The organism is Cupriavidus taiwanensis LMG 19424, from assembly GCF_000069785.1.
Taxonomy (GTDB): Bacteria; Pseudomonadota; Gammaproteobacteria; order Burkholderiales; family Burkholderiaceae; genus Cupriavidus; species Cupriavidus taiwanensis.
Genome location: NC_010530.1, coordinates 1,933,667 through 1,946,095, shown reverse-complemented (window position 1 = coordinate 1,946,095; position 12,429 = coordinate 1,933,667). Strand labels below are relative to the sequence as shown.

At 68.2% G+C, this 12,429-nt stretch carries 7 protein-coding genes; 6 read left to right on the top strand and 1 reads right to left on the bottom strand.

Annotated elements, in window-relative coordinates:
- Positions 1-125 precede the first annotated feature (125 nt).
- Positions 126-827 (top strand): response regulator transcription factor, encoded by a 702-nt coding sequence (locus RALTA_RS24275; protein WP_242405279.1) that lies wholly within the window; start codon positions 126-128, stop codon positions 825-827.
- An 82-nt stretch (positions 828-909) separates the two neighbouring features.
- Positions 910-4,218 (top strand): hybrid sensor histidine kinase/response regulator, encoded by a 3,309-nt coding sequence (locus RALTA_RS24270; RefSeq protein ID WP_012356602.1) that lies wholly within the window; start codon positions 910-912, stop codon positions 4,216-4,218.
- Positions 4,219-4,244: 26 nt separating this feature from the next.
- Here the strand turns inward: RALTA_RS24270 and RALTA_RS24265 are convergent, their stop codons facing one another.
- Positions 4,245-5,156 carry a LysR family transcriptional regulator gene (locus tag RALTA_RS24265; protein WP_012356601.1) on the bottom strand — a complete coding sequence of 304 codons (912 nt, stop codon included), beginning with the start codon at positions 5,154-5,156 and terminating at the stop codon, positions 4,245-4,247.
- A 106-nt stretch (positions 5,157-5,262) separates the two neighbouring features.
- On the opposite strand from RALTA_RS24265, the gene RALTA_RS24260 reads away from it, so the two are divergent.
- The 4 genes from RALTA_RS24260 to RALTA_RS24245 all read left to right on the top strand — a co-directional run bounded on the left by RALTA_RS24260 (position 5,263) and on the right by RALTA_RS24245 (position 12,404).
- Positions 5,263-6,435, top strand: coding sequence for a pyridoxal-phosphate dependent enzyme (locus RALTA_RS24260; RefSeq protein ID WP_012356600.1), 1,173 nt, complete (start codon positions 5,263-5,265; stop codon positions 6,433-6,435).
- A gap of 26 nt (positions 6,436-6,461) precedes the next feature.
- Positions 6,462-7,430 carry a tripartite tricarboxylate transporter substrate binding protein gene (locus RALTA_RS24255; protein WP_012356599.1) on the top strand — a complete coding sequence of 323 codons (969 nt, stop codon included), beginning with the start codon at positions 6,462-6,464 and terminating at the stop codon, positions 7,428-7,430.
- 362 nt (positions 7,431-7,792) lie between these two features.
- Positions 7,793-10,627, top strand: coding sequence for an autotransporter family protein (locus RALTA_RS24250; RefSeq protein WP_157877235.1), 2,835 nt, complete (start codon positions 7,793-7,795; stop codon positions 10,625-10,627).
- Positions 10,628-10,808: 181 nt separating this feature from the next.
- Positions 10,809-12,404, top strand: coding sequence for an MDR family MFS transporter (locus tag RALTA_RS24245; RefSeq protein ID WP_012356597.1), 1,596 nt, complete (start codon positions 10,809-10,811; stop codon positions 12,402-12,404).
- Positions 12,405-12,429: the final 25 nt, after the last annotated feature.

Here is a 12,429-nt window from a genome sequence, read left to right as displayed (position 1 = left end):
GATTCCAGCCGCCGCTGACCGCAGAGGTGATTGGCGGCCCGTGTCCGGCCGCGCGCCGCTCGGCAGTTGCTGATCGGAAAATACCGCGGACATTTCAGGCTTGGCTGATTTCGAAAGCCAGGCGCATGGCCCATCCTGAAAACGGGATAACGCTGGAGCGTAAGGCGGCCATGGAAAAAATCCGGGTGATCGTCGCGGACTCGCAACCTGTGATGCGGCGGCTGCTGGGCCGGCGGCTCGCGGCCAGCGCCTGCATTGAACTGGCAGGCCTGGTTGCAGACGAGCACAGCCTGGTGCAAGCGCTGGGGCAAGGCATCTGCGATGTGGTGGCGCTGCGGTTTCCGCTCGGCAACGGCAACGATCCGGGTAGCGGAGGCTACGCGCGCCTGGGCGCGCGGCTGGCCGCGCTGGGGCGGCAACGCGTGGTCGCCATCGCCAACATCGCGGATCGCGCCGGCGTGCTCCAGCTCATCAAGGATGGCTGCCGCAACGTCGTCACCGCGCGCGACCACGCCGACGAGGTCGTGAAGGCGGTCCGGATGGCACATCTGGAACTGGCCTCGGTCTCGGAAATCGCCTGTGACCTGATCTGGGGCCGGCGCTTGCGCGGCCTCTCCGACCACGACGACTGGGCCGAGCTGCTCACCACCCGCGAAAGCGAGGTGCTGCGGCTCTATCTGTCCGGCCTGTCCGTGACGGAGATCGCGGTGCGCACCGGGCGCACCGTCAAGACCATCAGTACGCAGAAGCAGAGCGTCATGCGCAAGATCGGCGCCGACAACGACGTCGAGCTCGCCGCCTTCGCCATCCAGCGCGGCATGTTGTGAGACGCCTGGCGCCGCGTGCGTGCGGGCTTGTCGGCTATTGAACCGGCCCGGCGCGCCGGCCGGCGTGAATATGAGGTAAGCGATGAAAAGGCTGATGCCGGCCGACAGCAGCGCCGCATTGCCGTTGAGCATTCGCCAGATCCGCTATCTGGTTTACCTGTTCTCGGCCTGCGTGGTGGGCCTGACCGTATTGTCCTGGGGCGTGCTGATCCATTACCGCCTGCGCGAGGCGATCGACCGGCAGGGCATGGTGTTGCGCGCGCAGTCCGAAGCGCTGCAGTCCACGCTGCACCGGGCCGAGGCGCTGACCGTACGCGCGCAGGGCTCGCTGGCGCGGCTCTCCGATATCGGTCTGGCCGACGATGTCGCTGCAGTGAGCGACGCGCAGTGGACCGACCGCCTGCAGCGCCGCGGCGACCGGCCGTATATCGCGTTGCTGGTGCCGCCCGCGACCGCGAGCCAGCCGGGCAAGCGGCTGAAGGACCTGGCTGACGTGATGACGTTCACCTTCCGCGTCAACAACCTGCAATACCGCGACGTGCAGAACGCCTACCTGATCGACCTGCACGCCGACCAGCTGTACGTCATCCCGCGCCGGCTGAATCCGGCGCGCATGCTGTTGCAGCGTGACGACGCGCGCCAGGCCTTCCTGCGCGACACGCTGCAGCGGCTGCGCAGCGAAGACATGGTGGCGCGCCTGCGCGCCCATCCGGGCCAGGCGGTCATGCTGCCGCCGGCACAGGACTGGATCAGCGGCATCCGCACGGTCACCTTTGCCATCCTGGTACAGGATGGCGGCGATCCGGCCGCGGTGCTGGCGATGGAGTTCCCGCTATCACCGATGCTGCCCGACGGCCAGGCCATGGATGGCGACTTCATGCTGCTGACCGACTCCGGCATGGTGCTGAGCGCGGATGGCATGCCGGCCAGTCCGCTCGAGGCGCCCGTCGCCGCGGCGCTCGCGGCCGACGGCGCGCGCCCGGGCAAGGTGCGTTCATCGCTGGTGCGGTACGGGTTGCTGCAGCACGTGATCGTGCTCGACTATCCGCTCGACGCCTGGGGCTGGCGCACCGTGGGCGTGGTCGATCTCGGCCGCGTGTGGCGGCAGTTCCGGGAGAACACGCTGTGGATGGTGGGGCTGACGGGATCGCTGTCGCTGCTGATCTTCGGGTGGATCTGGCTGATCGACCGGCGCATCATGCGTCCGGCGCAGCGCCAGTCCCGGCGCCTGCAGGAGAGCGATGCGCTGGGTCGCTTCGTGATCGAAGTGGCCGGCGTGGGCCTGATGATCGTCGAGCGCAACACGCGCCAGGTGCTGCTGGCCAATGCCGCGGCCCAGTCGCTCATCGACCAGGCCGCGCCTGCCGGCCTGGCACAACTGCAGGACGCCTGCGAAGCGCGCCTGGCGAGCTGCGATACCAGTCCCGAGGGCCCGCCGCAGGTGTTGCCTCGCTTCGATGTCGACATGGCCTGCGCCAATGGCGAGACGCGCTACCTGGAAGTGCGCCTGGTGCAGATCACCTACGACGTGCGCGCGGCCTTGCTGTGCGCGCTCAACGACGTCACCGAGGCGCGGCGCGGCGAGGCGCGCCTGCGTGAGGCCATCCGCGCGGCGGATGCCGCCAACCGGGCCAAGTCTTCGTTCCTGGCCACCATGAGCCATGAAATCCGCACCCCGCTCAACGGCATGCTCGGCAGCATCGAACTGCTGAGCCTGTCGCGGCTCGACCCGCGCCAGCGCGACCAGCTGGCCGTCATGCAGCACGCCTCGCAATCGCTGATCGACATCATCAACGACGTACTCGACTTCAGCAAGATCGAGGCCGGACAGATGTCGCTGCAGCCGCGGCCGTGCCGCCTCGACGAGGTGGTCGAGGAAGTGACGCGCAACTTTGCCGCCGAAGCTGCCCGCAAGCGCTTGCGCCTGCTGTGCATCAACGACCCGTCGCTGTCCGAGCCGGTGATGGCCGACGCGGTGAAACTCGAGCAGATCCTGAACAATCTGATCAGCAACGCGGTCAAGTTCACCGAACAAGGCAAGGTGATCGTCACCGCCAGGCGCAAGCGTTCTGCCCATGGCGGCGGCGCCGAAGGCGTCGAGCTCCGCGTTGTCGATACCGGCATCGGCATCGCGGCGCACGACCAGCGCCGCCTGTTCGAACCGTTCGTGCAGGCCGAACAGTCCGATACGCGCCACTATGGCGGCACGGGGCTGGGTTTGTCGATCTGCCGGCGGCTGGTCGAACTGATGCGCGGCGAGATCCGCGTGGTCAGCGAGCCGGGCCTGGGCAGCTGCTTTATCGTCAGCCTGCCGCTGGCCAGCGCCGGCATCGCGGCACCGGCGGAAGCCTGGCCGCATGCCGCGCTGCGCGGCCTGAGCGTCGGCCTGAACGTCACCTTGCAGGAACTCTACCAGGGCGTTGAGCAGTTGCTGCGTTGCTACGGCGCGCGCGCCGTCAGGTACGATCCCGGCGCGCCGCCGGTCACGCCGGTCGACGTGCTGGTCTGCGACGAAGAGGCCCTGTCGGCCTGCCCGGATGCCGATGTGGTGATCTCCGCGCTGGCGCCGATGGCGCCGGACCTGACCCAGACCCCGGTGGTGGCCTCGCCTTACGCGGCGCAAGGCTTGCTCGCCGCGATCGCGGCCGCGGCGGGCGCGGAGGTCGCGGCGGTGCCCGCCACGGCGTCCGTTCGCACGGAGGCGCCCGCCGCGCAGCTCGCGTTGCTGCTGGTCGAAGACCATCCCATCAACCAGGTGGTCATGCGCGAGCAGCTGGAAAGCCTTGGTCAGTCGGTGGAACTGGCCAGCGACGGCCCCGAGGCGCTGTCGCTGGCGTCGGCCGGGCACTACGACCTGATCCTCACCGACCTGCAGATGCCGGGCATGGACGGCTTCACGCTGGCGCGGCGCTTGCGCGAGGCGGGACAGGCCATGCCCATCGTCGCCATCACCGCGAGCGTGGGGCCCGACGTGGCCGAGCGCTGCCGGCAAGCGGGCATCGACCGCTGCCTGACCAAGCCGGTAGGCCTGGCCACGCTGCGCGAACTGCTCGAGGAGTTCTCCCACAAGTGCGTTGCCGCGCGTACGGAGCCCGACCGGCACGCCGGCGGCGCCGTGCTGCATGCCGATGCGCTGCGCAGCGACCAGCGCGCCCTGGCCGAGGCGCTGCGCGCCGGCGATGCCGACACCTTCGCCCGGCGCCTGCACGGGCTGGCCGGAGCCCTGTCGGTGATGGGCCATCCGGTGCAGAGCCAGGCCTGCCGCTGGCTGGAGCAGACCGTGCGGCGCGCGGGACTGGGCGCCATCGGAGCCGACTGGCAGGCCATCGACGCGGAACTGGAGCAACTGGCGGAGCGGCTGGCATCGCAACGCGGCAGCCACGCCGCCTGACGCACGCGCGCCGTGCCGCGCGTGCCTCACTGCAGATCGGCCAGGCGCTGGCGGCACAGGCTCACGAATTGCTGTGCCGCGGTGGATTGACCCAGGCTCGGATGGAAAGCGAGGATGGCGCGGAATCGGATGGGAACCCCCAGGGGCACGCTGCGCAGGCCGAGCGCGACATAGGTGCGGGCGACCAGGGGATTGGTGATGGCCAGGCCGGCGCCAGCCAGGGCCAGTGAGCATTGCGTATGGCTGTACGGTGTCGTCGCCACGAAACGCGGCGCAATGCCGAGTTCGGCAAAGCACGCCTGCAGCCGTCGTTGCGCCGGGTCGCCGGCATCCAGGCCGATCAGCGGGACGTCGACCAGATCCTCGATGCCCACTTTTGCGCGCGCCGCGAACGGGTGCGTCGCCGGCGCGACGCAAACCGCCTGCACCGCATAGAACTCGGAAGCGGTCAGTCCGCTGGTGTCCGCTTCGTCGCCCATGAAAGCGATATCGAGTTCGCGCTGAAGCAAGCGCTCGCGCAAGCCCCTGGAGCTGTCGACTTCCAGCTGGCAACGAACCCGCGGATAGCGGTGGACGAAGTCCGCCACCGCCGCAGGCGCGACGCTGGACGCCATGGCGTGCAACACCCCCACGCGCAGCACCGTATCTTCATGGGCGCGCAGTTGATCGATCCTGCGCTGCACGGCGTCGAGGCCGACATAGACGCGTTCGACTTCGTCCATCAGGGACGCCGCTTCAGGCGTCGGCACCATGCGCCCCTTGCTGCGGTCGAACAGCCTCAGCCGCGCCGCCTTTTCCAGCTGCAGCACGATCTGCGTCACGGCGGGCTGGCTGATATGCAGCGCTTCGGCGGCCCGTCGTGCCGATCCGAGGCGCATCACCATGCGGAACACCTCGATCTGCCGGGCGCTGATGCCGGTGTCGGCGGCTGTCTCCATCTCGATTCCTGCAGTATAAGTTTTACTTAAGTCGATCATCGGCGCGCCTGCTCACCCCGGGCCTGGCTTCGCATAGACTCGAGCCACTCTCACTCGGGCCTTTACCATGCGCGCCAGCCGCCATCCGTCTCCGGCGAAACCGCTCTCCAATCCGGCAATGCAAGTGCTGCGATGCATCACATGCGAGACCAGCTACCCGATTGCCGATATGCCGGAAGGCTGCCCGGCCTGCGCGGACGCCGGCCGGCCAAGCAGTCTCGAAGTGGTCTACGACACTCAGGCACTGGATTTTGCACCGAAAAGCGGAAGTTATATATGGGGCCATTGGCAACCCTACCTGCACGGCGTGTCCCTGGGCGAGGGCGCCACGCCATGCGTCCTGGTGCCGGCCCTGGCGTCGCTGGCGGGCGTGGCGTCGGTCTGGATCAAGAATGAAGGCGCTAACCCCACCGGCTCGCACAAGGACCGCATGTCGGCGCAAGCCATTAGCCGGGCACTGGACATGGGCGCGCGCGAGGTAGTGCTGGCGTCCAGCGGCAACGCCGCGGTCTCGGCCGCGGCCTATTGCGCCGCCGCCGGACTGGAGTGCGAAGTCGCGACTTACCAGGCGCTGCCAGCAGTGTTTGACGCGGCGCTGCGCCACTACGGCGCACGGCGCGTGGTCTGCGATGACGGCCATGCGCGCTGGGCGCATGTGCGCCGGCGCGTCCGGCAGGACGGTGCGTTTGCGCTGACCAACTACAGCGTGCCCGCGGTAGGCAGCCCCGTATTCGGCGTGGAGGGCTACCGGGCTGTCGCGCTCGAGTGGGTCGCGCAAGGGTGCCGACCCGACCATGTCGTCGTGCCAACCGCACGCGGCGACCTGCTGTGGGGCATCTACAGTGCGTTGCGGGACCTGGTCGCGCTGGGGCACCTGTCGACACTGCCGCGCCTCTGGGCGGTCGAGCCGTTTCCGCGGCTGTCACGGGTGCTGGCGGGCGCGTCGCAGCAGGCCGACTTCGCTGGCACAACGCGGCAATTTTCCACGGCAGGCTCGACCGTGACGGCCCAGCAGGTCCTGGCCGTCAGGCGCTCGGGCGGCGGCGCTGTGGTTATCGACGACGCCGCGGCACGCGCCGGCACGCGCCATCTCGCCGCCGCGGGATTCTGGGTGGAGCTGTGCGCCGGCGCAGGCTTCGCCGCGGCGCAGGCATTACGCGCCGACGGGCGCATCGACAAGACCGAATCCGTGATGCTGATGCTGACCGCGCGCGGCGACCGGGATCCCGGACAAGCATGAACTTCAAGACCTGGCGGAGACCCTTCATGACACTGCGTTACCTGCTGACTGCCATCACCTGCTGCCTCGCGCTGCACGTACCGCCGGCCCTGGCCGGCTATCCGGAAAAACCGATCCGCCTGATCGTGCCCTGGGCTGCCGGCGGCAGTACCGATGCGCTGGCCCGTGCGGTAGCGCAGCGCATGAGCGAATCGATGGGCCAGCCCGTGGTGGTCGACAACCGCGCCGGCGCGTCCGGCCGTATCGGCGCCGACATGCTGGCCAAGTCCGCGCCCGACGGCTACACGCTGGGCGTGATCGAGCTGGCGCACACGGTGGCGCCATCCGTGTTCCGCCAGATGCCCTACGATGTGCTGCGCGATTTCACGCCGGTGTCGCTGCTGGGCGAGGCGCCGCTGATCCTGTTCGCGGATAGCGCGCAATATCGTGCCGGAGAGATCCAGCGCTTTTTGGCGGACTCGCGCAAGACCGGAAAGCCGTTGCAGCTTGCCACCAGCGGCAACGGGTCGATCAGCCATCTGGCCGCGAAGATGCTTGAGGGACAGGCCGGCATTCCGGTCGACCCGGTGCCGTACCGCGGCTCGGCGCCGGCGCTGACCGATGTCTCCGCGCAACTGGTCAAGGGCCATTTCGCCACGCTGGCAAGCGGCAGCAGCCTGCTTGGCGGCAACAAGATCTCGGCGCTGATGGTGACCGGCCCGGTGCGCGTGGCCGCGCTGCCCGGCGTGCCGACCGCCGCCGAAGCCAGGTTGCCCGGCATGCAGGTCAGCCAGTGGTGGGCGCTGGTCGCGCCGGCGCGGACACCGACGGCGGTGGTGAGCAGGCTTGCCGACGAGGTCCGCTCGGCGCTGGCGAATCCGCAGACCAGGGCCCGGCTCGACACGCAGGGCATCGACCTGAAAGCGTCCACGCCCGCCCAACTCGGCGACCGGCTGCGCACGGAGGTGGACCGCTGGGGGAATCTGGTGAAGCAATCGGGTATCCAGCCCGAATAATCACGCGGGCCAGCGGGGCCTTGCGACTATCCATATCGACTGCGGATTATCGGGAAATCCAGGCGTCAAGCGTGCTTGTTGTGGCGGATTGTCGGTCAACATGAATTTCGATCGGCAATTCTTTCAGGAAATTTGGGATTCGTTGTTGCGGAAGGACGGATTGCGGCAATGCTTGCGCGAAAAACAAGGATATCGCGGCAAGCGATCCGTGCAGGGGATCATTTCCAGGTGCCAGGAAAAGCCAAAAAATATTCTTAAATCGCGCATAAGAAACATTCAATGCGAACGCGCGTTTCAATAAGCATATTATCGGTCTGCTCCTGAAAACGCAGAATAAAAAAACGCCCCTTGGAGATTCAAACTTGGCAAGACATCTTGTCTATGCGTCGCTGCTGGCGGCATCCGCTTTTCATTGCAAGGCATACAGTGCCTGCGTCACCACCACCGGTCCCGGCGACCCCTACAACCCGGCTTCAGGCGAGAGCGTCTCCTGTAGCAGCACAGCACCCAACCCGGACCCGCAGCGGATCGACGCCGTCGCGGGGGCCAGTAATGTCAGCGTCAGCGTGGCGCAAGGCGCCGCGCTCAATGTCGCTGGCGCCGATGCGGTGCGGCTGCGCAATACCAGCACGTTGACCAACGCCGGCCAGACGTCCGCGGCCGCGGGATTTGCCGGCGTCTCGCTGGCCGGCAACGGCAACACCCTGACCAATGCCGGCACGATCACGGGCGGCACCGGCGTGCTGGGCGGCGGCAGCGGCAACGCGGTGGTCAACCGCGGCACCATCACCGGCACGGCGGGCGCCGGTGTGTCGCTGACTGGCGGCGACAGCAGCCTGGTCAACAGCGGCAGCATTGCCGGCAGCGGCGCCACCGCGGTGCAGTTCGGCGCGGGCGCTGACAGCTTCACCATGGAGGGCGGGACCATCCAGGGGGCGGTCAGCCAGGGCGATGGCGTCAACCGGGCTGTCATCAGCGGCGGCACCATCACCGGTGCGGTGACGCAGGGCAATATGCCGGACGATTTCCGCATGACGGGCGGGCAGATCGGCTCGCTGGCGCAGGGGGACGCGCGTGACACCTTCTTCATGTCCGGCGGCACCATTGTCGGTGCCTTCGAAGACGGCGACGTCGCAACCATGACCGGCGGCACCATCGGCCGGGTCGACATGAAACTCGACAACAACATCTTCGACATGTCGGGCGGCACCATTCGCGGCAACCTGGTGGCGGGTTTCGGCAACGACACCATCCGCCTGTCGGACGGCGTGATCGGCGGCAATATCAGCGTCAGCGGCGGCACGGATAGCCTCACCATCACCGGCGGGCGGCTGGAGGGTTCGGCGTTGATGAGCTTCGGCAGCGACACCCTGACCTGGGATGGCGGCGGCACCGTCCTTGGCCGCATCGACATGGGCCCGGACAGCGACACCGCCACGCTGCGCAACCTCGGCGCCGCGCAGCTGGCGCCGACCGCTTCCTTCGACGGCGGTCTCGGCACCGATACGCTGACGCTGGACAACACGCAGGCCGGCGGCGTGGCCCGTTTCGTCAACTGGGAGTCGGTGGCGCTGCAGCGCGGCTCGGGCCTGTCGATGGACGGTGACCTGGTGCTGGGCGACAGCGGCACCGGAACCGGCGTGCTGACACTCGATGCGACCAGCACGCTGAAGGCGGTGCCGGGCACGGTGGCGTCGATTCGCGCGATGACGGCGGGGCAACTTGCCAGCGTAACCAACGCCGGCACGATCGACCTTACCGGCGGCAGCGCCGCCAACCGGCTTACCATCGCCGGCAACTACACCGGCAACGGCGGCACGCTGAAGGTCGATGCGGTGCTGGCCGGCGACGGCGCCGCGGCCGACCGGCTGATCGTGTCGCAGGGGCGCATCGGCGGGCAGTCCCTGCTGTCGGTCAACAACCTCGGCGGTGCCGGGGCGGCGACGGTCACCGACGGCATCATGGTGGTCCAGGCCACCAACGGCGCCACCAGCGATGCCGCGGCATTTAGCATGCCGCAGACGGTCAAGGCCGGCCCGTACCAGTATTTCCTGTACAAGGGCGGCGTCAGCGCCGGCTCGCAGGAGAACTGGTACCTGCGCTCCACCGTTCCGGTGGTGCCGCCACCCACTGCGCCTGCTGATCCGCAACAGCCGGCACCGCAACAGGCACCGGGCGCTCCGGTGGTGCTGCCCCCCGCGATCGTGCTGGCGCAGCCGCAGCAAACGCCGATGGAAGTGCCGATCTATCGCCCCGAGGTGGCAGTGCAGGGCGCGGTGGTGGCAACGTCGCGACAGCTGGCCATCACCACGCTCGACACCTTCCACCAGCGCCAGGGCGAGCAGTCGCTGCTGACCGGCAAGGGCCGCTGGACCGGCAGCTGGGGCCGCGTCTTTGGCGAGACCATCGACAACCGCTACAGCGGCGGCGCAGCGCCGCAGCTCGATGGGCATATCGCCGGTTTCCAGCTGGGGCAGGATCTCTACACCTGGCAGCGGGACAACCAACACCAGGACCGCATCGGCTTGCTGGCCAGCTATGCGCGGGCCAAGGGCGACGTGCGCGGCTTCACGCTGGCGCAGTCCGGCGCGCTCAGCGGCTCGCTCGATATCGATGGCTACAGCCTGGGCGCCTACTGGACCCACATCGGGCCCACCAACTGGTACACCGACGCCGTGGCCCTGGTCACCTGGCTGTCGGCCGATATGAAGTCGCGCGACGGCATGGACCGCAGCACCCGCGGCACCGCCACCACGCTGTCGCTCGAAGGCGGCTATCCGTTGCCGCTGGGCAGCAGGCTGACGCTGGAGCCGCAGGCGCAGCTGATCGCGCAGTACATGTCGATGAACGGCTTCAACGACGGCGTGGCGCAGGTCAGCTTCAGTGAATCGAACGCCTATGTGGGGCGGCTCGGGCTGCGGCTGAAGAGCACCTTCGAGTCCGGCGGCCGCCTGGTGGAACCGTACCTGCGCGCCAACCTGTGGCGCGAGTTCTCCGGCACCGACCAGACCGTGTACGACGGCGGCGCGGCCGTGCCCACGCGCTTCGGCTCGACCTCGCTGCAGTTCGGCCTGGGCGTGGCGGCACGCGTGCAGGAACGTGTCAGCCTGTATGCGGAGGTGGACTACCTGACCGATGTGTCCGGCGATTACCGCCAGGGCTGGACCGGCAACCTCGGCATGCGGATCCGGTGGTAGTCGCGCACGGCACGTACATCGCCTGAGCCAGACGTTACGCCCAGTCCGTCCGGCTCAGGCGATAAACGCGCGCGCTGTGGAGAGCGGCTTCAAACTCGACACCGGCACCACGCACCATCCGGCAAGGCCTCCGGACTTGCCCTATAATTCTTGACAATGCAACGATTGATCGCGCAATAAAATGCCCCTCGAACCACATACCCCCCAGCCGACCGGCCAGGTCCTGCCCTTTCGCGAATCGCTGCTGGCCATGCTGGGCGTGGCCTTCGTGGTGATGCTGGTGGCGCTGGACCAGACCGTGGTCGGCACGGCGCTGCCGACGGTGGTGGCGGAGTTGCAAGGGTTCGAGTACTACGCATGGGTGGCCACGGCCTACCTGCTGACCTCGGTGATCACCGTGCCGGTGTTTGGCCGGCTGGGCGACTACTACGGGCGCAAGCCGTTCGTGCTGGCTTCGATCGTGGTGTTCTCGGTGGCGTCGGCGCTGTGCGGCATGGCGCCGAACATGCCCTTCCTGGTGGCGGCGCGAGCGCTGCAGGGCATTGGCGGCGGCATGCTGGTCGGTACGGCCTTTGCCTGCATCGCCGACCTGTTTCCGGATTCGCATGTGCGGCTGCGCTGGCAGGTGATGCTGAGCGCCGCATTCGGCATTGCCAATGCGATCGGCCCGTCGCTGGGCGGCCTGCTCACGGAGTGGTACGGCTGGCGCGCGGTGTTCTACGTCAACCTGCCGGTTGGGGCGCTGGGCCTGTGGTTCGCCTGGCGCTACCTGCCGCACCTGCGCCAGCAGGCGCATCGCGGGCCGATCCGGGTGGACTGGCTGGGGGCGCTGCTGATCGCGGCGGGTCTCGGCAGCTTGCAGATGAGCGTGGAACTGTTGCCGGCGCGCGGCCTCGACGCCTACACCGCGGGCCTGCTGGTGGTGGCGGCGGTGGCACTGGTGGTGTTGTGGCAGTGGGAGCGGCGCTGCGCCAATCCGATCCTGCCGGTCGAAATGTTCCGCGATCCTGGGCTCGCGCCGCTGTTCAAGCTTTCCGTGTTCGCTGGTTTCACCATGTTTGCGCTGCTGTTGTATGCGCCGCTGCTGTTCCAGGGCGGCTTCGGCTATTCGCCGAAGGAGGCCGGGGTATTGATCACGCCGCTGGTGGTCTGCATCACTGTCGGCAGCATCCTGAACGGTCGCATCGTGACCCGCATACGCCGGCCGAACACCATGCTTTATGCCGGCTTCGGCATGCTGGCGCTGGCGTGCCTGGGCCTGTCGCAGGCCACGCGCGGCATGCCGCATGGCGTGCTGATGGGCATCATGCTGATTGGCGGCCTGGGCCTTGGCTTTATCATGCCCAACCTGACGGTGTTCGCGCAGCAGACCGCGGGACGCGAGCACCTTGGCATCGCCACGGCCATGCTGCAGTCGCTGCGCATGGTCGGCGGCATGGTGGGCACGGCGATCGTGGGCACGCTGGTGACGCGCAGCTACACCGGCAGCGTTGAACAGGCGTTGTCAGGCGCCAATGCCACCCAATGGGCGTCGCGCATGGCCGACCCGCAGGTGCTGATCGACAAGGCATCGCAGCTGGCGTTGCTCGGCCAGCTGGAACAGGCCGGGCACAATGGCGCATTGCTGCTGGAGCAGGCGCGCGTGTCGCTGGTGGGTTCCATCCACCTCGGTCTGATCGTGGCGGGGGCTGCGGCCGCGCTGGGCGTGTGGTGCGCGCGCCAGGTGCCGTCGATCAAGCTGACCCGCAGCCCGGCACCGGCGATGGCCGCCGACTGAAGTCCGGCGGCAACTTACCTGAGGA

What these genes read in the sequence shown, in the direction of transcription:
- RALTA_RS24275 (WP_242405279.1), top strand. Translation starts at nt 126, where the DNA reads ATGGCCCATCCTGAAAACGGGATAACGCTGGAGCGTAAGGCGGCCATG.
- RALTA_RS24270 (WP_012356602.1), top strand. Translation starts at nt 910, where the DNA reads ATGAAAAGGCTGATGCCGGCCGACAGCAGCGCCGCATTGCCGTTGAGC.
- RALTA_RS24265 (WP_012356601.1), bottom strand. Translation starts at nt 5,156, where the DNA reads ATGGAGACAGCCGCCGACACCGGCATCAGCGCCCGGCAGATCGAGGTG.
- RALTA_RS24260 (WP_012356600.1), top strand. Translation starts at nt 5,263, where the DNA reads ATGCGCGCCAGCCGCCATCCGTCTCCGGCGAAACCGCTCTCCAATCCG.
- RALTA_RS24255 (WP_012356599.1), top strand. Translation starts at nt 6,462, where the DNA reads ATGACACTGCGTTACCTGCTGACTGCCATCACCTGCTGCCTCGCGCTG.
- RALTA_RS24245 (WP_012356597.1), top strand. Translation starts at nt 10,809, where the DNA reads ATGCCCCTCGAACCACATACCCCCCAGCCGACCGGCCAGGTCCTGCCC.